The organism is Burkholderia sp. AU30198 (assembly GCF_020419825.1).
GTDB lineage: Bacteria > Pseudomonadota > Gammaproteobacteria > Burkholderiales > Burkholderiaceae > Burkholderia.
This window is the reverse complement of the sequence record NZ_JAIZSA010000009.1, coordinates 46,859-72,982: the sequence shown is the minus strand read 5'-3', so window position 1 is coordinate 72,982 and position 26,124 is coordinate 46,859. Positions and strand designations below refer to the sequence as shown.

Below are 26,124 nucleotides of genomic sequence, written 5' to 3'. Positions count from 1 at the left end.
CTGCTAATTCCTTCTACCCGGTTGGTTACGCGTTCACTGCCTGGCGCGCCGCATACACGCGCTCCTTGAACGGCGCGATGCCGATGCGGTCGTACGTGTCGACGAAACGCTCGCCGTCGATGCGCGATTCGACGAACGTGTCGATCAGCTTCGCGATCACGTCGGGCACTTCTTCCGCGGAGAACGACGGCCCGATCACGCGGCCGAGGCGCGCGCCGTTCTGGCCCGTGCCCTGCTCGCCGCCGAGCGACACCTGGTACCACTCGGCGCCGTCCTTGTCGACGCCGAGGATGCCGATGTTGCCGACGTGGTGGTGACCGCACGAGTTCATGCAACCGGAAATGTTCAGCGACAGGTCGCCGAGGTCGTACACATAGTCGAGATCGTCGAAGCGCTGCTGGATCCCCAGCGCGATCGGGATCGACTTCGCGTTCGCGAGCGAGCAGAAGTCGCCGCCCGGGCACGCGATGATGTCGGTCAGGAGGCCGATGTTCGGCGTCGCGAAACCGGCGGCCTTCGCCTTTTCCCACACCGCGAACAGGTCGTGCTTCTTCACGTTCGCGAGGATCAGGTTCTGCTCGTGCGACACGCGCAGTTCGCCGAACGAGTACGCGTCGGCCCAGTCGGCCACCTGTTCCATCTGCTTGTCGGTCGCATCGCCCGGCGCCGCGCGATGATCCTTCAGCGACAGCGTGACGGCCGCGTAGCCGGCCACCTTGTGCGGCGCGACGTTACGCTCGACCCAGCGCGCGAACGCCTTGTTCTCGAGCAGGTGCTGTTCGAACGATGCGTCGGTGTCGGCCAGCTTCTCGTAGGCGGGCGGCTGGAAGTACTGCGACACGCGATCGACTTCCGCCTGCGTGAGCGTCGACGGGCCGTCCTTCAGGTGCTGCCATTCTTCCTCGACCTGTTGCGCGAACTTCGCGGGCGACAGCGCCTTCACGAGGATCTTGATGCGCGCCTTGTACAGGTTGTCGCGGCGGCCGTAACGGTTGTATACGCGCAGCACGGCTTCGCAGTAGGTCAGCAGGTGCTGCCACGGCAGGTCTTCCTTGATCACCGCACCGATGATCGGCGTCCGGCCGAGGCCGCCGCCCGCGAGGATGCTCGCGACCACTTCGCCCTGCGCGTTCTTCTTCAGGTACACGCCGAGGTCGTGGATCTGCACGGCCGCGCGGTCGTCCTTCGAGCCCGACACCGCGATCTTGAACTTGCGCGGCAGCCACAGGTATTCGGGGTGGAACGTCGACCACTGGCGCAGGATTTCCGACCACGGACGCGGATCGATCTCTTCGTCCTGCGCGACGCCGGCGAACTGGTCGGCCGTGATGTTGCGGATGCAGTTGCCCGACGTCTGGATCGCGTGCATCTGCACCGACGCGAGCTTCGCGAGGATTTCGGGCGTGTCTTCCAGCTCGACCCAGTTGAACTGGATGTTCGAGCGGGTCGAGAAGTGACCGTAGCCGCGGTCGTGTTCGCGGGCGATGCGCGCCAGCATCCGGAGCTGGTCGCTGCGCAGGTTGCCGTACGGAATCGCGATGCGGTGCATGTACGCGTGGCGCTGCATGTACAGGCCGTTCTGCAAGCGCAGCGGACGGAACTCGTCTTCGCTCAACTCGCCCGACAGCCGGCGGCGCACCTGATCGCGGTACTGCGCGACACGCTCGTCGACGATCGTCTGGTCGTATTGGTCGTACTGATACATTCGGGGACCCCAGGGTTTTCGTGGTGACCGCGCGACGTCCTAGCCACGTCGCGCCCGAATCTCCGTTCCGCCGTCACCACCGCCATCCGCTGCCGGGTGGATTGCTAATGACGAAAACAGATATCCATATTTGAAAAACTCCGGTGAATCGTAATAAACTCGCCTTATATTTCAAACGACTAAAAAATTCTGTTGATATGCGGAAGGGTTATAAATGAACCTGCACCAATTTCGCTTCGTGCGCGAAGCCGTCCGGCAGAATTTCAATCTCACCGAGGCCGCCAAGGCGCTCTACACGTCGCAACCGGGGGTATCGAAGGCGATCATCGAGCTCGAGGACGAGCTGGGCGTGGAGATCTTCACGCGGCACGGCAAGCGCGTGCGGTCGCTCACCGAGCCGGGCAGGATCATCCTCGCGTCGGTCGAGCGGATTCTCCAGGAGGTTGAGAGCCTCAAAAGGGTCGGGAAAGATTATGCGGCCCAGGATCAGGGCAACCTGACCATCGCCGCGACCCACACGCAGGCCCGCTACTCGCTGCCGGCCGCGATCGCCGAATTCAAGAAGCGCTTCCCGAAGGTGCACCTGTCGATCCTGCAGGGCAGCCCGACGCAGGTCGCCGAGATGGTGATCCACGACCAGGCCGATCTCGCGATCGCGACCGAGGCGATTTCCGACTACAAGGAGCTCGTGTCGCTGCCCTGCTTCCAGTGGCACCACGCGGCCGTCGTGCCGGCCGACCATCCGCTGCTCGAACGCAAGCCGGTCACGCTCGACGATCTCGCGCAGTACCCGCTGATCACGTACGAAGGCGCGTTCGCGGGCCGCAAGAAGATCAACCATGCGTTCGCGCTGCGCGGGCTGTCGCCGGACATCGTGCTCGAGGCGATCGACGCCGACGTGATCAAGACCTACGTCGAACTCGGCCTCGGCGTCGGCATCATGGCCGACATCGCGTTCAACCCGGAGCGCGACCGCAACCTGCGGTCGATCCCGGTCGGCCACCTGTTCGGCAGCAACGTGACGCGCGTCGCGCTCAAGCAGGGCGCCTACCTGCGCAGCTATGTGTATACGCTCGTCGAACTGCTGTCGCCGACGCTGAACCGCAAGCTGATCGAACAGGCGCTCAAGGGCGAATCCGAATCGTACGAACTCTGAGCGGCGTGTATAAACACGGGGGCGCACATCGCGCCCCTTTTTGCTGTCCGACGGAGAACTCCGCATGACGCTTCCCGCCCTGCCGCGACTTCCCGCGCTGCTGCGCTACGCCGCCGGCGCCGCCCTCGCGCTCGCCTGCGTGGCCGCGCAGGCCGACCTGAAGGTCGGCGTCGACCTGTCGTCGACCGGCCCGGCCGCCGCGATCGGCATCACGAGCAAGAATGCGATCCTGATGTGGCCGAAGACGATCGCCGGGCAGCCCGTGCAGGTGACGGTGCTCGACGATGCGTCCGATCCCGGCGCGGCCGTGCGCAACATCCGCAAGCTGGTGGACGAGGATCACGTCGACGTCGTGGTCGGCCCGAACATCACGCCGGCCGCGCTCGCGGCGCTCGATGCGGTGGCCACCGGGCAGACGCCGATGATCACGCTGGTCGGTTCCGGCGCGATCGTCGAGCCGCAGGAAGGCGCGCGGACCTGGGCGTTCAAGATGGCGCAGAGCGACCGCGCGATGGCCGACGTGATGACGCGCTACATGGCGAACCACGGCGTGAAGACGGTCGGCTTCATCGGCTTCGCGGACAGCTATGGCGACAGCTGGCTGAACGAATTCACGCGCTTTGCTGACCTGCGCAAGATCCGCGTCGTCGCGACCGAGCGCTTCAACCGCACCGATGCGAGCGTCACGGGCCAGGCGCTGAAGCTGATCGCCGCGAAGCCCGACGCGATCCTGATCGCGGGCTCGGGCACGCCGGCCGTGCTGCCGCAGCGCACGCTGATCGAACGCGGCTACAAGGGCCCGATCTATCAGACGCACGGGATCGCGACGCCGGAATTCATCAAGCTTGGTGGCAAGGACGTCGACGGGACGCTGTTCCCGACCCAGCCGGTGGTCGTCGCGCGCACGCTGCCGGCCGATCATCCGGCCCGCAAGGCCGCGCTCGCGTTCGTCGACGCATACGAGGCGAAATACGGCGCCGGCACCGTCACGCAGTTCGCGGGCGACGCGGCGGGCGTCTACCCGCGCCTCGTCGACGCGGTCGGCCGCGCGCTGAAGGCCGCCCAGCCCGGTACGCCCGCGTTCCGCGCGGCGCTGCGACGCGAGCTGGAACGCGCGCACGAGCTCGTCGTGCCGAACGGCGTCGTCAACACGAGCGACAAGGATCATGTGGGGCTCGATCAGCGCGCGAGCGTGATGGGGATCGTCAAACAGGGCCGGTTCGTCTACCTGAGCCAGTGACGTACGCATCTGGCACCCGGGCAGCTTGCCCGGCGTCGGGATTTCAGACATAATCCGCGTTTCGCCGCGCACCATCGCATGCGCGGCCAGGATCAAGCCCAGGTGGTGAAATTGGTAGACGCAGGGGACTCAAAATCCCCCGCCGCAAGGCGTGCCGGTTCGATTCCGGCCCTGGGCACCAGCATTCTCGCAGCGTGATGCGCTGCGCCTCCCGAAACCCGCGCAAGCTCGCCGCTTCGCGGGTTTTTTGTTTTTGCCGCCCGCGCCGCAACGCGAGCCCCCGCGCAACAGTCCAAGCATCATGAGGATGCGCGACACGGAGGCACGCCATGTCCATGCGCACGATTTCATCTCCGCTCTGCCGCGCGCTCGCGGTGGCGCTGTCGCTCATGCTGGCAGGATGCGACGTCCTGACCGCGCCGCCGGTGCCGGACTGGCCGGGCCCGCACGCGCCCTACCCGTTCCCGGACAGCATTCCGCATCGCACCGAATGAATGGACGGGACGGCCACCGTCGCCACGCCAGTTCAGGCCATCAACGCCCGAACGAAGTCGAGAAACACGCGCACCTTCGCCGAAACGAGACTGGACGCGTGGTGATACGCGTAGAGCGGAAACGTCTCGTCGGCCCAGTCCGGCAACAGCAGCACCAGCCGCCCGTCGGCGAGGATGTCGCGCGCATAGAGTTCCAGCAGCTGCGCGACCCCCGCGCCGCCCAGGCACGCGCCGAGCAGCATGCCCGTATCGTTGACCGTCAGCCGGCCGGCGGCATCGAACGGCACCACCTCCTTGCCGCGATGGAATTCCCATTCGAACGGCCGCCCCGTCACCGGATCGCGGATCAGCACGCAACGATGCCCATCCGCGAGATCCCGCGGGTGCCGCGGTTCGCCATGACGCGAGACATAGGCCGCCGACGCACAGGTAAGCACGCGCGTTTCCAGCAGCAACCGCGCACGGTATGACGACGGCTCCGGAATACCGAACCGCACCGCCACGTCGAACCCGTCGGCGACAAGGTCGCCCATCCGGTCGCGCACGCTGATCTCGACGGACAGGTCGGGAAAGCGCTCGAGAAACTCCGCCAACTTCGGCGCCAGCACGTAGTGACCGAAGGTCGCGTCGACGTTGACGCGCAGGCGCCCCCTGACACGCGCCTTCGACTGGCCGGCGTCGATCGCCGCGTCCTCGATGCCGGCCAGCAGCGGCGCGACCGCCTCATAGAAGCGCCGCCCTTCGTCGGTCAGCGTGATCGCGCGCGCCGTGCGGTTGAAGATCCGGATGCCGACGCGCTCTTCCAACCGGGCGACGGCACGGCTCACCGCCGGCTGCGTCAACCCCATCGCCTCGCCGGCACGCGCGAAGGTGCCGGCCTCGATCACCGCAGAGAGCACGCCGATACCGCTCAGGAGCCTGCTGTCGAATGTCATGAGACATACTTTTCGTCATTCTTGATCTGATCATTATTCATTATTTTTATTAATCGAAGAAGCCTACATTTGTCCTGTCGCCGGATCGCACGGCACTCACGAAGCAAGGAGCAGGACATGAGCACATCGGAACAGGTCGCCCTCGTCACGGGCTCGTCGCGCGGCATCGGCGCGGAAATCGCCCGCCGTCTCGCCCGCGACGGTTTCAGGGTCGTCGTGAACTATGCCGGTAGCGCCGGCCCGGCCCGGGAAGTGGTCGACGCGATCGTCGCCGACGGCGGCACGGCCGTCGCGGTGCAGGCGGACGTCGCCGATCCGGCGGCAGTGGCTGCCCTGTTCGACGCGGCCGAGCAGGCATTCGGCCGGATCGACGTGGTCGTCAACAGCGCGGGCGTGATGAAGCTCGCGCCGCTCGCCGAGTTCGACGACGCAGCGTTCGACCAGACCGTCGCGATCAACCTGAAGGGAGCGTTCAACGTCAGCCGCGAGGCGGCAAAGCGCGTGCGCGACGGCGGCCGCATCGTCAACCTGACCTCGAGCGTGATCGGCATGCGCCTGCCGACCTACGGCGTGTACATCGCGACCAAGGCGGCCGTCGAAGGCATGACGCAGGTGCTCGCGCAGGAGATGCGCGGCCGCGGCATCAGCGTGAACGCGGTCGCGCCGGGGCCGGTCGCGACCGAGCTGTTCCTGCACGGCAAGAGCGCCGAACTCGTCGACCGGATGGCGAAGATGAATCCGCTGGAGCGGCTCGGCCAGCCCGCCGACATCGCCAGCGTCGTCGCATTCCTCGCCGGCCCCGACGGCGCGTGGATCAACGGTCAGGTCCTGCGCGCCAATGGCGGCATGTGTTGACTGACCGGCCGCCTGCCGAGCCCCCTCTTGCCGGAGATCGATCATGAAGGAAATCATTCTCGTCACGGGCGCGTCCAGCGGCTTCGGCCTGCTGACCGCCCAGGCACTCGCCCGCGCCGGTCATACCGTCTACGCGTCGATGCGCGAAAGCACCGGCCGCAACGCGCCGCGCGTCGCCGCCATCGCCGCCTACGCGCAGGAACACGGCGTCGACCTGCGCACCGTCGAGCTCGACGTCGGCGACGACGCGTCCGTCGGTGCCGCCATCGATCGCGTGATCGCGGACAACGGCCGCCTCGACGTCATCGTCCACAATGCCGGCCACATGGTGTTCGGTCCGGCCGAAGCGTTCACGCCCGAGCAGATCGCCCAGCTCTACGACATCAACGTCGTGTCGACCCAGCGCGTCAACCGCGCCGCGCTGCCGCACCTGCGCCGCCAGGGCCGCGGCCTGCTCGTCTGGGTGTCGTCGTCGTCCGCGCGTGGCGGTACGCCGCCGTTCCTCGCCCCCTACTTCGCCGCGAAGGCCGCGATGGATTCGCTGGCGGTGTCCTATGCGGCCGAACTCGCCCGCTGGGGCATCGAGACGTCGATCGTCGTGCCGGGCGCCTTCACCCAGGGCACGAATCACTTCGCCCACGCAGGCAAGCCGGCCGACGCGACCGTTCAGGCCGCCTATGACGACGGCCCCTATGCGGGCGTCGCCGAGCAGGCGCTGCAGGGCCTCGCCGCGCTCGAACCGGCGGACGCCGATGCGGGCACGGTCGCGACGGCGATTGCCGACATCGTCGCCGCGCCAGCCGGGAAGCGCCCGTACCGCGTGTTCGTCGATCCGTCGCAAGACGGCGCGGAGGAAGTGTTCCGCGTCGGCGACCGCATCCGCCGCGAGATGTTCAGGAACATCGGCCTCGCCGACCTGCTCGCGGCCCGCGTCGGCGGCTGATCCGCCGCGCGCCGGACACGCCGGCGCGCATCAAGCTTGCTCGCAGAACCCGAGGATCGCGTCGGCCACCGCCGCCGGCGCCTCGCGCTGCGGAAAGTGGCCGACGCCGTCCAGCACCTGCCGCGCGTAGCGCCCCGCAAAGAACCGTTCGCGCCCGGCCGAGCTGTCCGGATGATTGCAGGTGTCCGCGCCGCCGTGCAGCACGAGCGTCGGCAGCGCCAGCACCGGCGCGGGATTCAGACGCGCATCGTCGTCGGCATAGGCCGGCGTGCCCGGCACGAATCCCCACCGATGCCGATACGAATGCAATACGACGTCGATCCAGTCGGGCCCGTCGAACGCAGCGGCGGCCGCGTCGAAGTCGCTGTCGCGATACCAGCCCGGCGGCGACCACGTGTCCCACATCAAGCGGGCAAACGCGCGGCGATCGTCGCGCAACGCCTGTTCGCCGCGCGGCGTCGCCATGAACCAGTGATACCAGTAGTTGCGCGCCTGTTGCAGCGACAGCGGCTGCCCGGGATCGTTGGTGCCGTACCCGACCGACAGCATCACGAGATGCGTTGCGGCGTCGTCGCGCAACCCGCACGCGTTCGCCGCCGCCCGCGCGCCCCAGTCGTGCCCGACCAGCACGGGCCGCTCGATGCGAAGCACATCGATGAAGTCGAGCAGGTCGCGCCCGAGCGCCGCGAGCTGGCCGCTGCGCGGCACGGATGCGTCGCGAAAGCGGGTCGGCGCAAATCCGCGCAGCGCGGGCGCGAGCACGCGGTAGCCGCGCGCGGCGAGCGCCGCCGCCACCGCGCTCCAACCGACCGGGCTGTCCGGCCAGCCATGCAGCAGCACGGCCACGCGCTCGCCGCGCGGGTTCCATTCGAGATAGGCAATGTCGAGCGACGCGGTCGTCGCATGCGCATAGGTCGTCATCGTGCACTCCGTTGGGTCGATCCGAGTGCACGATGGTAGGCCGGCTGTTCATCACGATTCACGGAGTATCATCGTTCATTCTTCGAGTATCGCGTTGAATTGACCCATGGAACCGCTGACCGATCCCGCGTCGACCTCGCTCGACATCACGCTGCTGCGTACCTTCCTCGAAGTCGTCGACAGCCGCGGGTTCGCGCCGGCCGCGGAACGGCTCGCGCTGACGCCGTCCGCCGTCAGCGGCCACATCAAGCGGCTCGAGCAGGCCGCCGGCACGGTGCTGCTCGCGCGCACGACCCGCCGCATCGCGCTCACGCCGGCCGGCGACACGCTGTACGCGTACGCGCGCAACATCGTCGACATGGAGCGCGAAGTGCGCGCGAGGCTGCGCGGCGCGCCGGCGCACGGGCCGCTGCGGGTCGGCGCGTCGGAAGATTTCGCGGGCGCGTGGCTGCCGCATGTGCTGCGCACGTTTCGCGACCGCCACCCGCGCACGTCGATCGAGCTGAAGGTCGGCATCACCGCGTCGCTGCTGCGCGAGCAGACGCTCGGCCGGCTCGACGTCGTCTTCGGCAAGCAGTGCCGGCAGGTCGACACGCCGGGCGAACTGCTGTGGGAAGAACCGCTCGTATGGGCGTTCGCGTCGGATCGCACGCTCGACGCGGGTGGCGACGTGCCGCTCGCGCTGTTTCCGCAGCCGTGCGTCTATCGGGAAGCCGCCGTCGCGGCACTCGCCGCCGCGCTGCGGCCGTTCCGCGTGCAGTTCGAGAGCAGCAGCATGGCCGGCTGCGTGTCGGCCGCGCTCGCGGGCTTCGCGGTCACCGCGCTGGCGCGCAGCCAATTGCGCGACGGCCTGCGCGAATGCGGGCCGCAGGACGGTCTGCCCGCGCTACCGGCCGCGCGCTTCTACGCGTTCGCGGCAAAACCGGATGGCGCCGGCGCAGCGCTGATCGATGCGGTGCGGGAAACCGGGCGCAGCCGGCAGTTCGCGGTGCCGCCCGGCTGAAACAGGCACGACGGCACATGACGCAAACCGGCCGTGCCGGTCAGTCCCCGTCCCCGCCCGCCGTCAGCGCGCTCGCCATCAGTTCTCCGAACCACTCGATGAACGCGTTGAGCCGGCGCGAACGATGGCGCCGGTGCGGATACACGGCCGACACGTCCATCGGCGCGGCGCGGTGGCCGGGCATCACGTCGACGAGTGCGCCGCTGTCGAGCAGATGCGCGACGTCGAAGCGCGGAATCTGGATCAGCCCCATCCCCGCGATGCAGCTGGCGATATAGGTTTCGGCGTTGTTGACGATCACGCGGCTCGGCAGCGCGAGCGTGTGCCGCTGGCCGTCCGTGCAGTATTCCCAGTCGAGCTCGCGCCCGGTCGTCGGCGACGCATAGCCGATCGCCCAGTGTCCGTGCGCGAGCGCATCCGGATGCTCGGGCACACCGCATTCGCGCAGATAGTCGGGGCTCGCGCAGTTGATCAGCGTGAACTGCCCGAGCGGCCGCACGACGAGGCTGCTGTCCGCGAGCCGCCCGACGCGGATCGCACAGTCGACGCCCTCCTGGACCAGGTCGATCGAACGATCCGTCGAGCCGAGCGACAGTTGCAGCTTCGGGTAACGGCTGAACAGCGATGGCAGCGCGGGCGCCACCATGCGGCGCGCAATCCGGCTCGGCACGTCGACGTTCAGCCGGCCGATCACGTCGCGGTCGCGGCGGCGGAACAGGCGGTCGAGCTCGTCGGCCTCCGCGAGCAGCCGCCGGCCGCGTTCGAGCAGCAGCGTACCGTCGGCGGTCAGCTGCACCTGGCGCGTGGTGCGATGCAGGAGGCGCGTGCCGAGCCCCGTCTCGAGCTGCTGGACGGCCGCCGACACGGTCGCGCGCGGCACGTCGAGCGCATGCGCGGCCTTGATGAAGCTGCCCATCTCGGCCACCTGCAGGAAGATTCTGACCTGATCCAGCTTGTCCATCGGCGGGGAACGTAAGTTCGGACGATCGTCGCCGCCGGCCGTCGCGCGTCGCGGCAAGATCCGGCGGCCCAGAAAAAACGGGCGCGCAGCCGCGAGGCCGCGCGCCCGTCCATTGTCCACGCAAACGCGCCATTGCGGTGCGCTGCGCGGCCCGTTGCCGGGTCGGTTACTTGGTCGTATAGCCGCCGTTGATCAGGATCGTCTGGCCCGTGATCCACCAGCCGTCGGTGACGAGATGGCGAATGAACGGCACGACGTCCTCGATGTCGGTGAGGCCCGTCTTGCTGAACGGCGACAGCGCGGCCGCCGTCTTGTGATACGCGACCGCATCGGCGCCCTCGGCCGGGTAGAAGAACGGCGTGTCCATCGGGCCCGGTCCGACGGCCGTCACCGAGATCCCGCGCGCGCCGTACTCCTTCGACGCTGCGCGCGTGAAATGCTCGACCGGCGCCTTCGACCCTTCGTACGCCGCATAGAACGGCGTGAACGCGCCGAGCAGCGACGTCACGAGCGTGACGAGCTTGCCGTGATCCTCGAGGTGCCGCCCCGCTTCCTTGATGAAGAAGAACGCCGACTTGCTGTTGACCGCGAACATCTCGTCGTACTCGGCCTCGCTGATCTCGGTGAACGGCTTCTTCAGCACCTTGCCGACCGTGTTGATCGCGATGTCGATCTTGCCGAAGCGCTGCTTCGCGTCGTCGAACAGCTTCTCGACCGCAGCGGCCGTCGTCAGGTCGCCTTGGAACGTGGCGGCTTGAGCGCCAGCCGCGCGCACCGCGGCGGCCGTCTCCTCGGCCTGTGCCTGCGAAGCGGCGCTGTTGTAATGAATCGCCACCGCCTTCGCGCCGTGGCTCGCCAGATCCCGCGCGATCAAGCCACCGAGATTCTTTGCGCCGCCTGCGATCAGAACGACCTTGTCTGCGAGCGTATGAGTTGCCACGGTTGACTCCTTTTCTCGTTGAACGAAGCTTGGAGTGTAGGCACGCGCGACGCGCCGGTCAGCCGGCCGCGGCTGGATGGATTATCCAGAAAAACGATCCAATCGCGGCCATGCAGTGCCACCTGCCGCACCGACAACCGCGCCGGAATCTGCGCTCGATTCCGCGAATGCCGGCCGGCTCAGCGCGCGTACAGCGCCGCGTCGATCTTGCCGAGCAGCCACTGCATGCCGGCCAGATGCTGCTGGTCGTGGCTGCACAGGTAGTGAACGAGCCCGCGCACGGTCAGCGAGCCGTAGCCGTCGAACTCGCCGGTGCGCGCGAACTGCTCGGGCGTGAGGCGCGACACGAGATCCAGCGTCTCGCGCCGCGCTTCGCGGATCGCCGCGAGCACGTCGGACGCATACGCGTCGTTGTAGCGGCGCTCGATCGCGAGCGCGTCGCCATCGATCGACACGAGCAGCGGCCGGTCCTCGTCGAGCATCCGCCGCAGCCGCACGTGATAGCCGTCGATCTCGATATCGCGCACGTGGCAGAGCTGCCCGAGCGGCGAAAAATGCTCGCTCGGGATCCCGGCCCAGTCGTCGGGCGTCCAGCGCGCGTAGCCGTCGGGGACGGCCGCGAAATGGGCTTCGAGCAGACGGGGGAAATCGGCGAGTGCGTCGAGCGTCGTCGGATTCATGCGGGACTCCCAGTCGGATAAGGGCGGCGGCAGCCCTGGCACGGGCCTGCCGCCGCCGTTGCGTCACTTCACGCCGAAACCGTACGCGCCCTGCGTGCGGTGCCCGTCGGTCGCGACGGCCACCCATTTCACCGTATAGGCGCCGGAGCCGACCGCCGTGAGCGGCACCGTCATCCGCTTGCGGTTCGACGCGTCGACGCGCGCACGGCCGTCCGACACCGTCTTGCCGTTGCCGTCGACGACGACGATCGAGCTGAACGCCGGCTCCAGCGGCTCGGTGAAGTCGATCGTGACGGCGGCCGGTGCGGCGTCCAGCGCCGCGCCCGCCGCCGGGTCGCTCTTCGCGAGGTGCGCGTGCGCGAACGCGGCCGACGAAACGGTCGCGGCAAGGATGAAGGCGGCAGCCTTGCGGCCGAACGGGAACGAAGCAAAAGGCATGGACTTTCCGTGAAGAATGAACGGGCGCCGCGCCCCGCGCGGCGTACCGGCAGCTTACCAGCGCATGCGCGTTCATGCCGGTCGCGCGCCGCCGCTTGATAGAATGCGCGCGCTATGGACCTCGAAAGCATTCTCTACACCCAGGGCTTCGGCTCGCGCCGCCAGTGCCGCGGCCTGATCGAAGCGGGCCGCGTCACCGTGGCGGGCGCCAGCGCGACCGACCCCGACGCCGCATTCGATACCGACGGCCTCGTGTTCTCGGTCGACGGTACGGCGTGGCCGTTCCACGCGCACGCGTATCTCGCGCTCAACAAGCCGGCCGGCTACGAGTGTTCGCGCGATCCGCAACACCACGCGAGCGTGTTCAGCCTGCTGCCCGCGCCGCTCGTCGCACGTGGCGTGCAGTGCGTCGGACGTCTCGACCAGGACACGACGGGCCTGCTGCTACTGTCCGACGACGGCCAGTTCGTGCACGCGTACACGTCGCCGAAGCGCAAGGTGCCGAAGACCTACGTGGCGACCGTGCGCCACCCGCTCGACGACACGCAGCTGAACGTGCTGCGCACCGGCGTGCAGCTTCACGGCGAGCCGAAGCCGATCGCGGCGGTCGCAGCCGACGCGCGCGATACGCACGCGCTCGCGCTGACCGTCCTCGAAGGCAAGTATCACCAGGTCAAGCGCATGGTCGCGGCGGCGAGCAATCGCGTCGAAGCGCTGCATCGCGAAAGCATCGGCGGCTTCACGCTGCCGGACGATCTCGCACCGGGTGCGTGGCGCTGGCTAGATGACGCCGACCTTTCAGCATTACGCAATCCGGTCAAAACCCTGTAAGGGAAAATCCGCACGACCGTTCGACGTCCGGCCGCGTCTCGGCCACATGTTCCCCCGCTATACTGAAATCACAAGCTGTACGAGCAGCGATGCAGGGGGAGACATCATGAACATCAACCATACTTTCGAACTGTCGTACGTGATGATCGCGTTCGCGGTCATCGGCGTCATCGTGATCGGCGGGCTGCTGGGCGCGATGCACATGAAGCACAAATATCATCCGAACCTGATTGGCGCGCTGATCGGCGCGCTGCTGTGCTTCCTGCTGATCGAGGCGTTACCGGCGCTCACCTGACGCGCTGCCCGGCGCGAGCGTTTGAAGGAAATCGTCTACGGTCGGATAGCGCAACGTCACGCACAATTCGGCCTTGAGCCGTGCGTTGGACAGGCGCCGCGACTCGCGCATGAACGACAGCAGCGTCGGTTCGAGTTGACGCTCGGCGTCCGCGCGGCTGACGCGTGGCGGCTTCGGCAGGCCGAGCACCTGCGCGACCCGGTCGAAATACTCCCCCATCCGCAGTTCGCTGTCGTCCGACGCGTGCACGGCGCGCGCCGGCTTGCCGCGTTCGGCCGCACGGCGCAGGATCGCCGCGAGATCGTCCGCGTGGATGTGGTTCGTGTAGACGTCATCGGCCGGTTCGAGCGCCGGCGTGCCGCGCTCGAGCCGCGCGACCGGCAGACGGTTCGCCGCGTAGATGCCCGGAATGCGCACGATGCGCGCGGACAGCACGCCGCGCACCGTCGCCGCACGCAGTTGCCGCTCGGCCGACACGCGCCGGAACGCGCGCGGATTCGCGGGGCGCAGCGGGTGCGTTTCGTCGATGCGTGCGCCGCCGCAGTCGCCGTAAACGCCCGTCGTACTGGCGTAGACGAGCCTCGGCGCACGAAGGCCGTCGGGTACAATACGCGCTGCCCGAACGGGCGCGCCGGCCTGTCGGGCAGCGGTGCGCAACGTTCGGAGCCGGCCGACCGCCGGTGCCGGCGGCACGGGAGGCCGTCGTGCAGGCACGGTCGTTGCGGCGATCAGCGCACGCGTGCGCCGGTCGTCGCGGCCATCGGACTGCGGCGGCGCGAGATGCAGGATCGTGCGGGCCAGACCCGCGAGGCGGCCGAGCGTCGCCCGGCGATCGAGGTCGCCGACGATCGGTGTCGCGCCCGCGGCGCGCAGTTCGTCGCGGCGGGCCGGGTGGCTCGTCAGCGCGAAGATCCGCAGGTTGCGGTGCGTGTCGCGCCATTGCGCGACGCAGCGCATGCCGACGTCGCCGCAGCCGACGATCAGTGCGCGCGGCCGGCGCAGGATTCGAGTCGCGATCATGTTGGTTGCGAATTCAGTAGCCACCGTTGCGCGACGCGCAACGGGCTTGCATTGTAGCTGCCGTGCGCCACATGCACGGTCCCCACATTTTGTTCTAGTTTGGTTCTATGGCATTCAACGTCACTCTCAAGCAAAGCGGCCGGCAATTCCAGGTCGAGTCGGATGAAACCGTGCTGGCGGCTGCGCTGCGCCAGAACGTCCATCTGCCGTACGGCTGCAAGAACGGCGCGTGCGGCTCCTGCAAGGGCCAGATCGTGTCGGGCCAGATCGAACAGGGCCCGCACGCCGCGTCGGCACTGTCCAACGACGAACGCACGCGCGGCCTCGCGCTGCTGTGCTGCTCGAAGGCGCAGTGCGATCTCGAAATCGACGTGCGCGAAATCGCCGGCGTCGACGGCGTGCAGGTCAAGAAGCTGCCGTGCCGGATCGCCGCGCTCGAACGCAAGGCCGACGACGTGATGGTCGTGAAGCTGCAGTTGCCTGCCAACGAACGCCTGCAGTATCTCGCAGGCCAGTACGTCGAGTTCATCCTGAAGGACGGCTCGCGCCGCAGCTACTCGATGGCGAACGCGCCGCACGAGGAAGGCCCGGTCGAGCTGCACATCCGTCACATGCCGGGCGGCAAGTTCACCGATCACGTGTTCGGCGCGATGAAGGAGCGCGACATCCTGCGCTTCGAAGGCCCGCTCGGCACGTTCTTCCTGCGTGAAGATTCCGACAAGCCGATCGTGCTGCTCGCATCGGGCACGGGCTTCGCGCCGATCAAGGCGATCATCGAGCACGTGAAGCACACGGGCATCACGCGCCCGATGACGCTCTACTGGGGTGCGCGCCGCAAGAAGGACATCTACCTCGGCGAGCTCGCCGAGCAGTGGGCACGCGAGATCCCGAACTTCAAGTACGTGCCGGTGCTCTCCGAGCCGGACGCCGGCGATCAGTGGACGGGCCGCACGGGCTTCGTCCATCGCGCGGTGATCGAGGACCTGCCCGATCTGTCGGCCCACCAGGTGTACGCGTGCGGCGCGCCGGTGATGGTCGAATCCGCGCAGCGCGACTTCACGCAGCACCACGCGCTGCCGGCCGACGAGTTCTACGCGGACTCGTTCACGAGCGCCGCCGATCTCGCACATCCGGTCTAAGGCCCGCGCACCCGCGTACAGCACTGCGCGCCGCGATGTCACACCGGTGGCATCGCGGCGGTTTACAGTGAGGCGCGGGATGCCTTATGCTTGCGCACATGAACTGCTTCCTGTCCGCCCTTCGACGTCGCCGCTCGCCGCTCCGCCCGGATGCCGCAGGCTCGTCACGGACTCGCGCGTAACCCCACACTGCTTCACCGGTTACGCACAAGCTGTTCGACCCACCAGCCACGGCCTTCCGTGGCTTTTTTATTGCCTGTTTCCCTTTCAACGTCCGCTGGAGTCTGCTGCCATGCCCCTGAACGATTATCCGATCGACTCGCTGATGTACATCACGAACCGCCCCGACATCGTGTTTACGCACGGCAAGGGTTCGTGGCTCTACGATCACACCGGCAAGCGCTATCTGGACTTCATCCAGGGCTGGGCCGTCAACAGTCTCGGCCATTGCAACGAAGGCATCGTCGAAGCGCTGAAGACGCAGGCGGAAAAGCTGCTGAACCCGTCGCCCGCGTTCTACAACGAACCGATGGCGAAGCTCGCGGGCCTGCTCACGCAGCACAGCGTGTTCGACAAGGTGTTCTTCACGAACAGCGGCGCGGAAGCGAACGAAGGCGCAATCAAGCTCGCACGCAAGTGGGGCCGCAAGTTCAAGAACGGCGCGTACGAGATCATCACGTTCGACCACAGCTTCCACGGCCGCACGCTCGCGACGATGTCGGCCAGCGGCAAGCCGGGCTGGGACACGATCTACGCACCGCAGGTGCCGGGCTTCCCGAAAGCCGAGCTGAACGACATCAACTCGGTCGAGAAGCTGATCACCGACAAGACCGTCGCGGTGATGCTCGAGCCGATCCAGGGCGAAGGCGGCGTGATTCCGGCCACGCGTGAATTCATGCAGGCGCTGCGCGCGCTGACGAAGCAGCACAACCTGCTGCTGATCGTCGACGAAGTGCAAAGCGGCTGCGGCCGCGCGGGCACGCTGTTCGCGTACGAACTGTCCGGCATCGAGCCGGACGTCATGACGCTCGCGAAGGGTATCGGCGGCGGTGCCCCGCTCGGCGCGCTGCTGTCGAAGGCCGAGTTTGCGGTATTCGAGGCCGGCGACCAGGGCGGCACGTACAACGGCAACCCGCTGATGACGGCAGTCGGCTATTCGGTGATCTCGCAGCTCGTCGCGCCGGGCTTCCTCGAAGGCGTGCGTGAGCGCAGCGAATACCTGAAGCGCAAGCTGCTCGAGTTGTCGGAAGAGCGCGGCTTCGAAGGCGAACGCGGCGAAGGCCTGCTGCGCGCGCTGCTGCTCGGCAAGGACATCGGCCCGCAGATCGTCGAGAAGGCGCGCGACATGCAGCCCGATGGCCTGCTGTTGAACGCCGCGCGGCCGAACCTGCTGCGCTTCATGCCCGCACTGAACGTGACGACCGAGGAAATCGACCAGATGATGGCGATGCTGCGGTCGGTTCTCGACACGCTCTAAGGAGACCGCCGCGATGGATGCCGCCGCCGATGCTGTCGCAATCCGCCCGTTCGAACGCGCCGACACCGATGCCGTGCTCGCGGTATGGCGTGACGCGTTCCCGCAGTACGAAGACGCGGACGCACCACCGCACCGCGATCCGCTGCGATCGATCGAGCTGAAGCTCGCGACGCAGCCGGAACTGTTCTTCGTCGCGACCAGCGGCGCGCGCGTGGTCGGCACGCTGATGGCGGGTTTCGACGGGCATCGCGGCTGGCTCTACTCGTTCGGCGTATCGAACGACGCGCGGCGGCTCGGCATCGGCCGCGCACTGATCGCGCATGCGGAACGCGCGCTCGCCGCGCGCGGCTGCCCGAAGATCAACCTGCAGGTGCTGCCCGGCAACGACGACGCGTGCCGCTTCTACGCGGCACTCGGCTATCGCGTCGAGGAACGCATCTCGTTCGGCAAGACGCTGCCGGCCGCATGAAGCAAAGGCCGGCAGCAAGCCCGCTCAGCGCGTGATCGGCCCCGCGCCCGGCAGCGGATTGCCGAGCGCGTCGGTCGGCACGGCCTGCTGCTCGAACGCGGCGAAATACGCGGCCCACTGCGTGTCGCTCACGCGCACGATCAGCGCGCCGTCCTGCCAGATGTCGTTGTGGTCGTTGTGGTCGTCGCCCGCACGGTGCAGGTAGTTCGCGCCGGTCGAACCCTGGTTCATGTGCGTGTCGTGGATGCCGTTGCCTTCGGCATACGAGCGGCCGAACACGACGACGTCGAGCCCCTGCGACTGCGCGGCATTCACGAGCCGCAGCAGCGACGGAATCGGCTCCTGATTCTCGGTGCCGTCCATCACGGCGCTCGGGCGCCACGCACCCGTTTCGTTCAGGATGTCGCTGCGCATGTAGTCGAGCGCGGGCAACGCGGCCTGCCCCGTCAGGTCCGTGTAGCCTTCCGCCGCGGCCGCGAGCGTCTGCGTGATCGGGTGGTGGAAATCGTAGACGAGCTTGTAGTTCAGCAGGTCGTCCGCGTCGCTGGTGCCGACGTTGATCGCGACATCCCAGTTGCCTCCGGGCAACGCGAGCGTCAGGTGGATGTGATACTGGATCTCGCTGCCGTGCGGCGAGCCCTTCAGCTTCGCCACCGATGTCACCTTCGCCTTCACGAAACCGTAGTCCAGACTCATGCGTGCTCTCCGTGTGCCGATCGGCCGCCGATGCTACGCGGCCCGTGTGTCGGTTTGCTGGCGACCGGCAACGAGCGGCCGCCCCCATCGTTCCCGCGCCGCATGCGCGGCGCAACAGTCGAATGGAGTCGCGTCCGCCCGCACAAGTTCGACCCGAATCGCGTGACACGAAAAAAAAGGCTGTCACGGCATCCCGTGACAGCCTTTCGAAAGCCCGTGTGAGACGCGCCCGGCACCTGCCGTCGCGCGCCACCGGGCCCGCTCATTCACTCACTCATTCGCCCAGGTACGCGGCACGCACCTTCGGATCGTCGAGCATCTGCTTCGCATCGCCTTCCATCGTGACCGTGCCCGAATCCATCACGTAGCCTCGGTCGGCCGCCTGCAGCGCAAGGCGCGCATTCTGCTCGACCAGCAGCACCGTGATGCCCTCCTTCGAGATTTCACGCACCACTTCGAAGATCTTCTCGACCATGATCGGCGACAGGCCCATCGACGGCTCGTCGAGCAGCAGCAGCTTCGGCTTCGAGAGGATCGCGCGCGACATCGCCAGCATCTGCTGCTCGCCGCCCGACAGCGTGCCCGCGAGCTGCGTTGCACGCTCCTTCAGGCGCGGGAAGAAGCCGAACATCCGGTCGACGTCCTTCTTGATCTGCTCGGCGTCGTTGCGCAGGTATGCGCCCATCTGCATGTTCTCGATGATCGACATCCGCGCGAAGATCCCGCGGCCTTCCGGCACCATCGCGAGGCCGCGCTTGAGCAGCTCGTGGGTCGGCATGCCCTTGATCGACTTGCCGTCGTACTCGATGTCGCCTGCCGAATACGCCTTGAGACCGGTGATCGCCTTCATCGTCGTGGTCTTGCCCGCGCCGTTCGCGCCGATCAGCGTCACGAGCTCGCCCTGACGGACTTCCATGTCAACGCCCTTGACGGCCTGGATGCCGCCGTAGTTGACCTGCAAGCCCTTGATTTTCAACATTGCCGCTGCCATCAGTGCACCCCTGCGCCGAGATATGCCTCAATCACCTTCGGATTCTTCTGCACGTCCTGCGGCAGACCCTCGGCGATCACCTTGCCGTAATCGAGCACCGTCATCCGGTTGCATAGCCCCATCACGAGCTTCACGTCGTGCTCGATCAGGAGAATCGTGCGGCCGTCCGAGCGGATCTTGTCGAGCAGGCGCGTGAGTTCGACCTTCTCGGTCGCGTTCATCCCGGCCGCCGGCTCGTCGAGCGCGAGCAGCTTCGGGTCGGTGGCCAGCGCGCGCGCGATCTCGAGACGGCGCTGGTGGCCATACGACAGGTTGCGCGACGTGTAGTCCGCGTACTGCAGCACGCCGACGTATTCGAGCAGCTCGATCGCGCGTTCCTTGATCTCGCGCTCTTCCTGGCGTTCGGCCGGCGTCTGGAACACCGCGCCGAGCAGCCCGTGCTTGGTGCGCACGTGGCGGCCCACCATCACGTTCTCGAGGGCCGTCATCCCGCCGAACAGGCGGATGTTCTGGAACGTGCGCGCGATGCCCGTCTTCGCGACCTGATGCACCGCGGTCGGCTTGTATTCCGTGCCGTCGAGCTTGAACTCGCCGGAGTCCGGCGTGTAGAGGCCCGTGATCACGTTGAAGAACGTCGTCTTGCCGGCACCGTTCGGGCCGATCAGGCCGTAGATCTCGCCTTCCTTGATCTGCAGGCCGACGTCGGACAGTGCCTGCAGGCCGCCGAAGCGCTTGTTCACGCCTTTGACGGACAGTCGGATTTGCTTGTCGCTCATGTGTATATCCCCTGTGTCCGTAGGTTAAGCGCGCACCGGCTTCTTGCTGGCGCGCTTCGCCAGTTTCGCGATCCTGTCCTCATGCTTCGGCGCGGGCCACAGGCCTTCCGAGCGGTACAGCATGATGACCACCATCGCGAGGCCGTACAGCGCCTGACGGATCACTTCCGTATCGACGATGTCATGACCGAACAGCGCATGCTGCAGCGGGCTCATCGTCGAGCGCAGGAATTCCGGGAAGATCGCGAGCAGCACCGCGCCCAGGATCACACCCGGGATATGGCCCATGCCGCCGAGCACCACGCACGCGAGCACGACGATCGATTCCCAGAACGTGAACGATTCCGGCGACACGAAGCCCTGGAACGAGCCGAACATCGCGCCCGACAGGCCGCCGAACGACGCGCCCATCGCGAATGCGAGCAGCTTCACGTTGCGGGTGTTGATGCCCATTGCCTTCGCCGCGATTTCGTCTTCGCGGATCGCCGCCCATGCGCGGCCGATACGCGAGTGCTGCAGGCGCGTACACACCCAGATCACCAGCAGCGAGCACAGCACGAACAGGTAGTAGTACATGTACACCGACGGCAGCTGGAGCCCGAACAGCGAGTGCGTCTGCGACAGGTTGAAGCCGCCGACGTGCACCGGATCGATGCCCGTGATCCCCTTCGGGCCGTTGGTGATGTTCACCGGACGGTCGAGGTTGTTCATGAAGATCCGGACGATTTCACCGAAGCCGAGCGTCACGATCGCCAGGTAGTCGCCGCGCAGGCGCAGCGTCGGCGCACCGAGCAGGATCCCGAAGGTCGCCGCCAGCGCCATTGCGATCGGCACGATGATGAAGAACGGCACATGCAGCCCGTTCGGCGCGAGCGCCGCGATCCACTCGAACTGCGAGGTCAGGTGCGGCGAGCTCAACAATGCCGCGGTGTACGCGCCCACCGCGTAGAACGCGATATAGCCCAGGTCGAGCAGGCCGGCGAAGCCGACCACCACGTTCAGGCCCAGCGCGAGCATCACGTACAGCATCGCGAAGTCGAGCACGCGGACCCAGTAGTTGCCGCCGGCCGAGCCGATGATGATCGGCGCGGCGATCACGAAGACCGCGGTCAGGATGCCGATGATGACGGTCTTGGCGGTGTTGCGCTCTTCGACGAGCGACGTCGAGGATTCGATCGGTTGAATGGATGTCATGTTGTTTGCTCCCTTCCGTTACGCGCGATCCGCGACACGTTCGCCCAGCAGGCCGGACGGACGGAACACCAGCACGATGATCAGCACGATGAAGGCGAACACGTCCTGGTAGTTACTGCCGAATACGCCGCCCGTGAGGTTGCCGATGTAGCCGGCCCCGAGCTGCTCGATCAGGCCGAGCAGCACGCCGCCGACCATCGCACCGCCGAGGTTGCCGATCCCGCCCAGCACCGCGGCCGTGAATGCCTTCATGCCGGGGATGAAGCCCATGTAGAAGTGCACGTTGCCGTATTCGGACGCGATCATCACGCCGGCCAGCGCGGCGAGCGCGGAGCCGATCATGAACGTCGCGGAGATCACGAAGTTCGGGTTCACGCCCATCAGGCTTGCGGTGTTCGGGCTTTCGGCGATCGCGCGCATCGCGCGGCCGAGCTTGGTCTTGTGCACGAGCAGCAGCAGGCCACCCATCACGATGAACGCCACCGCGATGATCACGATTTCGGTGACCGAGATCACGGCGCCGGGCGTCGTGTCGGTCGCCTTGATCACGTTGATCGGATCGGTCGGCAGCAATTGCGGGAACGGCAGCGGGTTGCGCGACCAGATGATCATCGCGGCGGTCTGCAGCAGGATCGACACGCCGATCGCGGTGATCAGCGGGGCGAGGCGCGGTGCGCGACGCAGCGGCCGGTATGCGACCCGTTCGATCGTGAAGCCGACGAACGCACAGACGACTGCGGCGATACCCAGGCCGATCGTCAGCGTCGCCACGTTGCCGAGTCCGGGGAAATGGTTCTGCAGCACGGTGATGGCCGACAGGGCGACCATCGCGCCGATCATCAGCACGTCGCCATGCGCGAAGTTGATGATGCCGAGAATGCCGTACACCATCGTGTAGCCCAACGCGATGATGGCGTAGACACTGCCGAGCACCAGCCCGTTGAGAACCTGCTGGACGAAAATATCCATTTAAAGCTCCTTGGCCCGTGCTGCCGGAGGACGTTGCGCCCCGCGGGTAAGCGAGGAATCGCGCCTTCTCGGCGACACTGCGGGTACTAGTCGATACCGGTAAGGGTGGATCGTCCCGGCGCGCGCCGCCCGGCCTGTACGGCCGGACCTGCCGCCGGAGCGGATACAAAAACGGCACCGCACTGTTCCGGTGCCGTCATGAGTCCCGTCGCTAAATCGTCACGACATCGAGGACGGTGTTCGTGGCCTCCTTGAAGTCGTAGGGCAGCATGCCGAGACGGCCATCGTCCGGTTGCCCGGCATCCGTGCCTTTTTCCGTCCGGTGCGAGGCAAGCCCCGCACCCGGGCAGATCGGATTCCGTACCGCGCCGCCTCGCAAGGCACCGCGAACGCCACACCCGACATTCGTCAGGACTGCGTCGGAATCCATCGTACGAACCAGACCGCGCGCCACGACATCATTGCTCGCGGCAACGCGCTGTTTCGTCGAATCGAATTGAAAGGGGACCAGCGACATCGGCACGCTGCCCGCATCGCCGGGCACCATGGCCGGCCTGCGTCGATCGGCACGCACGGTCGCTGTCACGCCACGACCGGCGGCTTGCTGGGTTGCAACCTGCGTACCCGCTGCCTGACCGTTCGCCAGGCCAAGCGCGTTGATTTCCTCGATCGCCAAACGTGCCCCGTTTTCCTTGTCCTTGCCCAATTGCGCGATGCGGCACGCGAACGATGCCGCACGACCGGTTCCGGCGACGCGCACGCCGCTGGCCGGCGGTGCCGCGAACACCGCAGCCTCCCTCCCCGCCCCGTCGTCGCTCTTTTTGCTGCAACCGGCAAGCATTGCAACCGGTGCGGCGGCGGACACGGCGTAAGCCAACTTCACGTGCATTGAATGGTCTCCCGCGCCTTGCCAAAACCCGATTTCAAAGCCATTCAGGCCTGAAAACGGGCGCATTGTAACTCCATTTATAGGACGCCAATAATCCTGATTCGATGGGGTTTTCCTGCATTGCAACCAAATTTGAGAGGCGCTTGGAAGCGCGCAGAGCAACCCGGTTGCACCATTAATCCGAATAATGGTTGCGATTACAATTTCGACAGGCAAAAAAAAGCGCGCCGGGAGGCGCGCTTCGGTGTTCCGCAGGTGCGATGCGGCAATCAGGCGGCGGGCGGCAGGTTCAACCCGCGCGGCAGCGGAAACGACACGTTTTCCTCGATGCCGTCGAGCGCGCGCACATTGCGCACGCCGAGTTCGCGCAGCCGCGCGATCACGGCCTGGGCGAGCACCTCAGGCGCCGACGCGCCGGCCGTCACGCCGATGCGGCGCTTGCCCGCGACCCATGCCGGATCGATCTGGTCGGGCGCATCGACCATGTATGCGTCCACGCCACGCTTCTCGGCCACTTCGCGCAGGCGGCTCGAATTCGAGCTGTTCGGGCTGCCGACGACGATCACGACATCGCACTGCGGCGCCATGAACTTCACCGCATCCTGGCGGTTCTGCGTCGCGTAGCAGATGTCCTGCTTCTTCGGCTCGCGGATCTTCGGATACTTGGCCTTCAGCGCCCCGATGATCTCGGCTGCGTCGTCGACGGACAGCGTCGTCTGCGTGACGAGCGCGATGCGCTCGGGATCGGCGAGCTCGAGCTTCTGCACGTCCTCGACGCTCTCGACGAGATGCATGCCGCGCTCGACCTGCCCCATCGTGCCCTCGACTTCCGGATGCCCCTTGTGCCCGATCATGACGATGTCGACGCCGTCCTGGCGCATCTTCGCCACCTCGACGTGCACCTTCGTGACGAGCGGGCAGGTTGCGTCGTAAATGCGCAACCCGCGCACGTCGGCCTCGTCGCGCACGGCCTTCGACACGCCGTGCGCGCTGAAGATCACGGTATTGCCGGCCGGCACTTCCTCGAGTTCCTCGACGAAGATCGCGCCTTTCTTCTTCAGATCCTCGACCACGTACTTGTTGTGGACGATCTCGTGACGAACGTAGATCGGCGCACCGTGCATCGCGATGGCGCGTTCGACGATCTCGATCGCACGATCGACACCCGCGCAGAAACCGCGCGGCTGGGCCAGCAGGATTTCGGCATCGGCTGCGACGGTCTGCCCGGACAGCGTATCGGTGGTGCTCATGATTACAGGATTCCGATGATTTTCACTTCGAACGTGAGCGCTTGGCCCGCGAGCGGATGATTGAAGTCGAACAGTGCGGAGGTCTCGCTGACTTCCTTCAGCACCCCCGCATATCGGCCGCCGTCCGGCGCGTTGAACTCGATCAGTTCGCCCGGCGTGAAATCGTCGCCGACCATCCCGTTCTCGCGCAGCGTCGACAGCGTGACGCGCTGGAGCATGTCGGGATTGCGGGGACCGAACCCCTGTTCGGGCGATAGCTGAAAAGTCGAGTGGTCGCCGACCCTGAGCCCGATCAGAATCTGTTCCAGCGACGGCGCCAGTTGCCCCGCGCCGAGCAGCAGCGTGGCCGGCTTGTCGGTGAAGGTGTTGACGATGTCGGCGCCGTCGGCCAGTGCCAGCCGGTAATGCAACGTGACGTGGGAACCGGGCTTCACTTCGGATAGATCGATGAGGCTCATGAATTACTCGTTCAGTCGGCGCCCGCTATGGCCGAAAGGCCCGGCGCAAAGCCAATATTGTAAGTCACCTGAGCGCGCAAGGCGGAAAGTGCGACGACGTCGCGCACACTGCCCGCCGCCAATGGAGTTTCAAGCATGCTGTCACCCTGCCCAGCCCTGCCCCTGCCCTGGCCGCCCGTCGAATGCCGCGACACCACCGATCCGCCCGCCGCTCCACCCGGCCGCGTGCTCCCGATCCGCCGGCGCAAGCGCCGCCCTGGCGACTGGCGGCCCGAGCGGCCGCGCGAGCGATTACTGGAGCGCGGGCCGGCCGCACTGACCGACGACGAACTGATCGCCCTGCTGCTCGGCACGGGCAAGCCCGGGCACGATGTATTCGTCACCGCCCGCGCACTGGTCAAGCAGTTCAAGTCGTTGCGCGGGCTGCTCGAGGCAACCGCCGATGATTTCGAGGCGCACCCCGGCATCGGCCCTGCGCGCTCCGCTCGGCTGGTTGCGGTCATCGAGATTGCGCGGCGCGTGCTGAAGGAGAAAGCGCACGAGAAGAAGCAGATCGATTCGCCCGGCGCCGTCGAGGACTATCTGCGGCTGAAGATCGGCGCGCTCCCGTACGAAGTGTTCGCCGCGGTCTACCTCGACGCGCGCCACGGCCTGATCGAAACGGAGGAAATCACGCGCGGCTCGCTGACGCGCATGGCCGTCTACCCGCGCGAAATCGTGCGCGGCGCGATGGCGCACAACGCCGCGGCGCTGATCGTCGCGCACAACCATCCGTCGGGCGCGGTGCAGCCGAGCGCGGAAGACCGCCGCCTGACCCGGGTGTTGAAAGCCGCACTCGAACTTGTCGATGTGCGGCTGCTCGATCACGTCGTCATCGGCATCAGTGACACTTTCTCGTTCGCGCGGGCCGGTTGGCTGTAGACTGTGGCCCGGCAGCCCACCCCCGGGCGCCGCGACGGCGATGCGAAATTAGGTTTGATTTTCCTGCGCTTTTTCTGCTAGAATCGCCGTCTGTATTTTTTCCAACCACAGTTCTAGCCATCGAAGGGCCTTGTCTGTAAGGGCTTCGGCGTTCTGAGTGCAGCCATGGATCACGTGGCGGTGCGATGGAACCTTCACCGGCGATCGAACCCCGAATTTAGCGTATTAGGAGTGCTCTCATGGCACGCGTATGCCAAGTAACTGGGAAAGCGCCGATGAGCGGCAACAACGTTTCCCACGCCAACAACAAGACGAAGCGTCGCTTCCTGCCGAACCTGCAAAACCGCCGGTTCTGGGTGGAGAGCGAAAACCGCTGGGTGCGTCTGCGCGTCTCGAACGCCGGCCTGCGCCTGATCGACAAGAACGGCATCGATTCCGTGCTCGCTGACCTGCGCGCACGCGGCGAAGCCTAAGCCCA

29 protein-coding genes and 1 tRNA gene are annotated in these 26,124 nt (G+C 66.7%); 14 read left to right on the top strand and 16 right to left on the bottom strand.

The window, feature by feature from the left end:
- Positions 1-25: 25 nt before the first annotated feature.
- A complete protein-coding gene (locus LGN19_RS20285; protein ID WP_226216797.1) occupies positions 26-1,705 on the bottom strand; it encodes a nitrite/sulfite reductase in 1,680 nt (559 codons plus the stop codon).
- A 214-nt stretch (positions 1,706-1,919) separates the two neighbouring features.
- Here LGN19_RS20285 and LGN19_RS20280 point away from each other — a divergent pair, with 214 nt between their 5' ends.
- The 4 genes from LGN19_RS20280 to LGN19_RS20265 all read left to right on the top strand — a co-directional run bounded on the left by LGN19_RS20280 (position 1,920) and on the right by LGN19_RS20265 (position 4,595).
- Positions 1,920-2,861 (top strand): CysB family HTH-type transcriptional regulator, encoded by a 942-nt coding sequence (locus LGN19_RS20280; RefSeq protein WP_122946061.1) that lies wholly within the window; start codon positions 1,920-1,922, stop codon positions 2,859-2,861.
- A gap of 64 nt (positions 2,862-2,925) precedes the next feature.
- The gene (locus tag LGN19_RS20275; protein ID WP_175223039.1) at positions 2,926-4,101 is read left to right on the top strand and encodes an ABC transporter substrate-binding protein; all 1,176 of its coding nucleotides are present in this window, start codon (positions 2,926-2,928) and stop codon (positions 4,099-4,101) included.
- 96 nt (positions 4,102-4,197) lie between these two features.
- Positions 4,198-4,282, top strand: a tRNA-Leu gene (locus LGN19_RS20270).
- A 148-nt stretch (positions 4,283-4,430) separates the two neighbouring features.
- Positions 4,431-4,595 (top strand): hypothetical protein, encoded by a 165-nt coding sequence (locus tag LGN19_RS20265; RefSeq protein ID WP_175223038.1) that lies wholly within the window; start codon positions 4,431-4,433, stop codon positions 4,593-4,595.
- A 32-nt stretch (positions 4,596-4,627) separates the two neighbouring features.
- Here the strand turns inward: LGN19_RS20265 and LGN19_RS20260 are convergent, their stop codons facing one another.
- Positions 4,628-5,530, bottom strand: coding sequence for a LysR family transcriptional regulator (locus LGN19_RS20260; RefSeq protein WP_226216795.1), 903 nt, complete (start codon positions 5,528-5,530; stop codon positions 4,628-4,630).
- Between the two features lie 117 nt (positions 5,531-5,647).
- Here LGN19_RS20260 and LGN19_RS20255 point away from each other — a divergent pair, with 117 nt between their 5' ends.
- Together LGN19_RS20255 and LGN19_RS20250 are read left to right on the top strand one after the other, a co-directional pair.
- Positions 5,648-6,385, top strand: coding sequence for an SDR family oxidoreductase (locus LGN19_RS20255; protein WP_226216793.1), 738 nt, complete (start codon positions 5,648-5,650; stop codon positions 6,383-6,385).
- 43 nt (positions 6,386-6,428) lie between these two features.
- Positions 6,429-7,328: an SDR family oxidoreductase gene (locus tag LGN19_RS20250; protein WP_226216791.1), complete on the top strand. Its 900-nt coding sequence runs from the start codon at positions 6,429-6,431 to the stop codon at positions 7,326-7,328.
- A gap of 30 nt (positions 7,329-7,358) precedes the next feature.
- Here LGN19_RS20250 and LGN19_RS20245 read toward each other — a convergent pair whose 3' ends face one another.
- Entirely contained in the window at positions 7,359-8,249 is an 891-nt protein-coding gene (locus LGN19_RS20245) for an alpha/beta fold hydrolase (protein WP_226216789.1), read from the bottom strand.
- Between the two features lie 106 nt (positions 8,250-8,355).
- On the opposite strand from LGN19_RS20245, the gene LGN19_RS20240 reads away from it, so the two are divergent.
- Positions 8,356-9,252, top strand: coding sequence for a LysR family transcriptional regulator (locus LGN19_RS20240; protein ID WP_226216787.1), 897 nt, complete (start codon positions 8,356-8,358; stop codon positions 9,250-9,252).
- Positions 9,253-9,292: 40 nt separating this feature from the next.
- Here the strand turns inward: LGN19_RS20240 and LGN19_RS20235 are convergent, their stop codons facing one another.
- From LGN19_RS20235 to copC, 4 genes are all read right to left on the bottom strand, one after another.
- Positions 9,293-10,213 carry a LysR family transcriptional regulator gene (locus LGN19_RS20235; protein WP_226216785.1) on the bottom strand — a complete coding sequence of 307 codons (921 nt, stop codon included), beginning with the start codon at positions 10,211-10,213 and terminating at the stop codon, positions 9,293-9,295.
- Positions 10,214-10,379: 166 nt separating this feature from the next.
- Positions 10,380-11,153, bottom strand: a complete 774-nt coding sequence (locus tag LGN19_RS20230) for an SDR family oxidoreductase (RefSeq protein ID WP_226216783.1) — start codon at positions 11,151-11,153, stop codon at positions 10,380-10,382.
- A 179-nt stretch (positions 11,154-11,332) separates the two neighbouring features.
- Positions 11,333-11,833: a DinB family protein gene (locus LGN19_RS20225; RefSeq protein ID WP_175034346.1), complete on the bottom strand. Its 501-nt coding sequence runs from the start codon at positions 11,831-11,833 to the stop codon at positions 11,333-11,335.
- 63 nt (positions 11,834-11,896) lie between these two features.
- A complete protein-coding gene (copC, locus tag LGN19_RS20220) occupies positions 11,897-12,271 on the bottom strand; it encodes a copper homeostasis periplasmic binding protein CopC (protein ID WP_122946071.1) in 375 nt (124 codons plus the stop codon).
- A gap of 114 nt (positions 12,272-12,385) precedes the next feature.
- Here copC and LGN19_RS20215 point away from each other — a divergent pair, with 114 nt between their 5' ends.
- Entirely contained in the window at positions 12,386-13,102 is a 717-nt protein-coding gene (locus LGN19_RS20215) for a pseudouridine synthase (RefSeq protein WP_174955436.1), read from the top strand.
- Between the two features lie 106 nt (positions 13,103-13,208).
- Positions 13,209-13,397, top strand: coding sequence for a hypothetical protein (locus tag LGN19_RS20210; RefSeq protein ID WP_226216781.1), 189 nt, complete (start codon positions 13,209-13,211; stop codon positions 13,395-13,397).
- On the opposite strand, the gene LGN19_RS20205 is transcribed toward LGN19_RS20210, so the two are convergent.
- Positions 13,380-14,417, bottom strand: coding sequence for an NAD-dependent epimerase/dehydratase family protein (locus LGN19_RS20205; RefSeq protein ID WP_175017177.1), 1,038 nt, complete (start codon positions 14,415-14,417; stop codon positions 13,380-13,382). The genes LGN19_RS20210 and LGN19_RS20205 overlap by 18 nt on opposite strands.
- A gap of 107 nt (positions 14,418-14,524) precedes the next feature.
- Here LGN19_RS20205 and LGN19_RS20200 point away from each other — a divergent pair, with 107 nt between their 5' ends.
- From LGN19_RS20200 to LGN19_RS20190, 3 genes are all read left to right on the top strand, one after another.
- A complete protein-coding gene (locus LGN19_RS20200; RefSeq protein WP_122946075.1) occupies positions 14,525-15,556 on the top strand; it encodes a CDP-6-deoxy-delta-3,4-glucoseen reductase in 1,032 nt (343 codons plus the stop codon).
- Positions 15,557-15,848: 292 nt separating this feature from the next.
- Positions 15,849-17,033 (top strand): acetylornithine transaminase, encoded by a 1,185-nt coding sequence (locus tag LGN19_RS20195; RefSeq protein ID WP_122946076.1) that lies wholly within the window; start codon positions 15,849-15,851, stop codon positions 17,031-17,033.
- A gap of 13 nt (positions 17,034-17,046) precedes the next feature.
- Positions 17,047-17,502 (top strand): GNAT family acetyltransferase, encoded by a 456-nt coding sequence (locus LGN19_RS20190; protein WP_226216779.1) that lies wholly within the window; start codon positions 17,047-17,049, stop codon positions 17,500-17,502.
- A 24-nt stretch (positions 17,503-17,526) separates the two neighbouring features.
- On the opposite strand, the gene LGN19_RS20185 is transcribed toward LGN19_RS20190, so the two are convergent.
- The 8 genes from LGN19_RS20185 to LGN19_RS20150 form a co-directional block, all read right to left on the bottom strand.
- Positions 17,527-18,198: a DUF2278 family protein gene (locus LGN19_RS20185; protein WP_174955439.1), complete on the bottom strand. Its 672-nt coding sequence runs from the start codon at positions 18,196-18,198 to the stop codon at positions 17,527-17,529.
- A 274-nt stretch (positions 18,199-18,472) separates the two neighbouring features.
- Positions 18,473-19,189, bottom strand: coding sequence for an ABC transporter ATP-binding protein (locus LGN19_RS20180; protein ID WP_122946079.1), 717 nt, complete (start codon positions 19,187-19,189; stop codon positions 18,473-18,475).
- Complete coding sequence (locus LGN19_RS20175; RefSeq protein WP_043187587.1) at positions 19,189-19,965, bottom strand: ABC transporter ATP-binding protein; 777 nt, start codon at positions 19,963-19,965, stop codon at positions 19,189-19,191. Before LGN19_RS20175 ends, LGN19_RS20180 begins: the two co-directional genes overlap by 1 nt.
- Positions 19,966-19,989: 24 nt before the next feature.
- A complete protein-coding gene (locus LGN19_RS20170) occupies positions 19,990-21,159 on the bottom strand; it encodes an ABC transporter permease subunit (protein WP_122946080.1) in 1,170 nt (389 codons plus the stop codon).
- Between the two features lie 18 nt (positions 21,160-21,177).
- The gene (locus LGN19_RS20165; protein WP_006488946.1) at positions 21,178-22,128 is read right to left on the bottom strand and encodes a branched-chain amino acid ABC transporter permease; all 951 of its coding nucleotides are present in this window, start codon (positions 22,126-22,128) and stop codon (positions 21,178-21,180) included.
- A gap of 211 nt (positions 22,129-22,339) precedes the next feature.
- On the bottom strand, positions 22,340-23,083 hold the full coding sequence (locus LGN19_RS20160) for an amino acid-binding protein (protein WP_226216777.1): 744 nt from the start codon (positions 23,081-23,083) through the stop codon (positions 22,340-22,342).
- 203 nt (positions 23,084-23,286) lie between these two features.
- Positions 23,287-24,267 carry a 4-hydroxy-3-methylbut-2-enyl diphosphate reductase gene (gene ispH / locus LGN19_RS20155; RefSeq protein WP_011352949.1) on the bottom strand — a complete coding sequence of 327 codons (981 nt, stop codon included), beginning with the start codon at positions 24,265-24,267 and terminating at the stop codon, positions 23,287-23,289.
- 2 nt (positions 24,268-24,269) lie between these two features.
- Positions 24,270-24,725 carry an FKBP-type peptidyl-prolyl cis-trans isomerase gene (locus LGN19_RS20150; RefSeq protein ID WP_021160755.1) on the bottom strand — a complete coding sequence of 152 codons (456 nt, stop codon included), beginning with the start codon at positions 24,723-24,725 and terminating at the stop codon, positions 24,270-24,272.
- A gap of 135 nt (positions 24,726-24,860) precedes the next feature.
- On the opposite strand from LGN19_RS20150, the gene radC reads away from it, so the two are divergent.
- Positions 24,861-25,646 (top strand): RadC family protein, encoded by a 786-nt coding sequence (gene radC, locus LGN19_RS20145; protein WP_226216776.1) that lies wholly within the window; start codon positions 24,861-24,863, stop codon positions 25,644-25,646.
- A gap of 239 nt (positions 25,647-25,885) precedes the next feature.
- Positions 25,886-26,119 (top strand): 50S ribosomal protein L28, encoded by a 234-nt coding sequence (gene rpmB, locus LGN19_RS20140; RefSeq protein ID WP_004186391.1) that lies wholly within the window; start codon positions 25,886-25,888, stop codon positions 26,117-26,119.
- Positions 26,120-26,124 lie beyond the last annotated feature (5 nt).

What these genes read in the sequence shown, in the direction of transcription:
- LGN19_RS20285 (WP_226216797.1), bottom strand. Translation starts at nt 1,705, where the DNA reads ATGTATCAGTACGACCAATACGACCAGACGATCGTCGACGAGCGTGTC.
- LGN19_RS20280 (WP_122946061.1), top strand. Translation starts at nt 1,920, where the DNA reads ATGAACCTGCACCAATTTCGCTTCGTGCGCGAAGCCGTCCGGCAGAAT.
- LGN19_RS20275 (WP_175223039.1), top strand. Translation starts at nt 2,926, where the DNA reads ATGACGCTTCCCGCCCTGCCGCGACTTCCCGCGCTGCTGCGCTACGCC.
- LGN19_RS20265 (WP_175223038.1), top strand. Translation starts at nt 4,431, where the DNA reads ATGTCCATGCGCACGATTTCATCTCCGCTCTGCCGCGCGCTCGCGGTG.
- LGN19_RS20260 (WP_226216795.1), bottom strand. Translation starts at nt 5,530, where the DNA reads ATGACATTCGACAGCAGGCTCCTGAGCGGTATCGGCGTGCTCTCTGCG.
- LGN19_RS20255 (WP_226216793.1), top strand. Translation starts at nt 5,648, where the DNA reads ATGAGCACATCGGAACAGGTCGCCCTCGTCACGGGCTCGTCGCGCGGC.
- LGN19_RS20250 (WP_226216791.1), top strand. Translation starts at nt 6,429, where the DNA reads ATGAAGGAAATCATTCTCGTCACGGGCGCGTCCAGCGGCTTCGGCCTG.
- LGN19_RS20245 (WP_226216789.1), bottom strand. Translation starts at nt 8,249, where the DNA reads ATGACGACCTATGCGCATGCGACGACCGCGTCGCTCGACATTGCCTAT.
- LGN19_RS20240 (WP_226216787.1), top strand. Translation starts at nt 8,356, where the DNA reads ATGGAACCGCTGACCGATCCCGCGTCGACCTCGCTCGACATCACGCTG.
- LGN19_RS20235 (WP_226216785.1), bottom strand. Translation starts at nt 10,213, where the DNA reads ATGGACAAGCTGGATCAGGTCAGAATCTTCCTGCAGGTGGCCGAGATG.
- LGN19_RS20225 (WP_175034346.1), bottom strand. Translation starts at nt 11,833, where the DNA reads ATGAATCCGACGACGCTCGACGCACTCGCCGATTTCCCCCGTCTGCTC.
- copC (WP_122946071.1), bottom strand. Translation starts at nt 12,271, where the DNA reads ATGCCTTTTGCTTCGTTCCCGTTCGGCCGCAAGGCTGCCGCCTTCATC.
- LGN19_RS20215 (WP_174955436.1), top strand. Translation starts at nt 12,386, where the DNA reads ATGGACCTCGAAAGCATTCTCTACACCCAGGGCTTCGGCTCGCGCCGC.
- LGN19_RS20210 (WP_226216781.1), top strand. Translation starts at nt 13,209, where the DNA reads ATGAACATCAACCATACTTTCGAACTGTCGTACGTGATGATCGCGTTC.
- LGN19_RS20205 (WP_175017177.1), bottom strand. Translation starts at nt 14,417, where the DNA reads ATGATCGCGACTCGAATCCTGCGCCGGCCGCGCGCACTGATCGTCGGC.
- LGN19_RS20200 (WP_122946075.1), top strand. Translation starts at nt 14,525, where the DNA reads ATGGCATTCAACGTCACTCTCAAGCAAAGCGGCCGGCAATTCCAGGTC.
- LGN19_RS20195 (WP_122946076.1), top strand. Translation starts at nt 15,849, where the DNA reads ATGCCCCTGAACGATTATCCGATCGACTCGCTGATGTACATCACGAAC.
- LGN19_RS20190 (WP_226216779.1), top strand. Translation starts at nt 17,047, where the DNA reads ATGGATGCCGCCGCCGATGCTGTCGCAATCCGCCCGTTCGAACGCGCC.
- LGN19_RS20185 (WP_174955439.1), bottom strand. Translation starts at nt 18,198, where the DNA reads ATGAGTCTGGACTACGGTTTCGTGAAGGCGAAGGTGACATCGGTGGCG.
- LGN19_RS20180 (WP_122946079.1), bottom strand. Translation starts at nt 19,189, where the DNA reads ATGGCAGCGGCAATGTTGAAAATCAAGGGCTTGCAGGTCAACTACGGC.
- LGN19_RS20175 (WP_043187587.1), bottom strand. Translation starts at nt 19,965, where the DNA reads ATGAGCGACAAGCAAATCCGACTGTCCGTCAAAGGCGTGAACAAGCGC.
- LGN19_RS20170 (WP_122946080.1), bottom strand. Translation starts at nt 21,159, where the DNA reads ATGACATCCATTCAACCGATCGAATCCTCGACGTCGCTCGTCGAAGAG.
- LGN19_RS20165 (WP_006488946.1), bottom strand. Translation starts at nt 22,128, where the DNA reads ATGGATATTTTCGTCCAGCAGGTTCTCAACGGGCTGGTGCTCGGCAGT.
- LGN19_RS20160 (WP_226216777.1), bottom strand. Translation starts at nt 23,083, where the DNA reads ATGCGCCCGTTTTCAGGCCTGAATGGCTTTGAAATCGGGTTTTGGCAA.
- ispH (WP_011352949.1), bottom strand. Translation starts at nt 24,267, where the DNA reads ATGAGCACCACCGATACGCTGTCCGGGCAGACCGTCGCAGCCGATGCC.
- LGN19_RS20150 (WP_021160755.1), bottom strand. Translation starts at nt 24,725, where the DNA reads ATGAGCCTCATCGATCTATCCGAAGTGAAGCCCGGTTCCCACGTCACG.
- radC (WP_226216776.1), top strand. Translation starts at nt 24,861, where the DNA reads ATGCTGTCACCCTGCCCAGCCCTGCCCCTGCCCTGGCCGCCCGTCGAA.
- rpmB (WP_004186391.1), top strand. Translation starts at nt 25,886, where the DNA reads ATGGCACGCGTATGCCAAGTAACTGGGAAAGCGCCGATGAGCGGCAAC.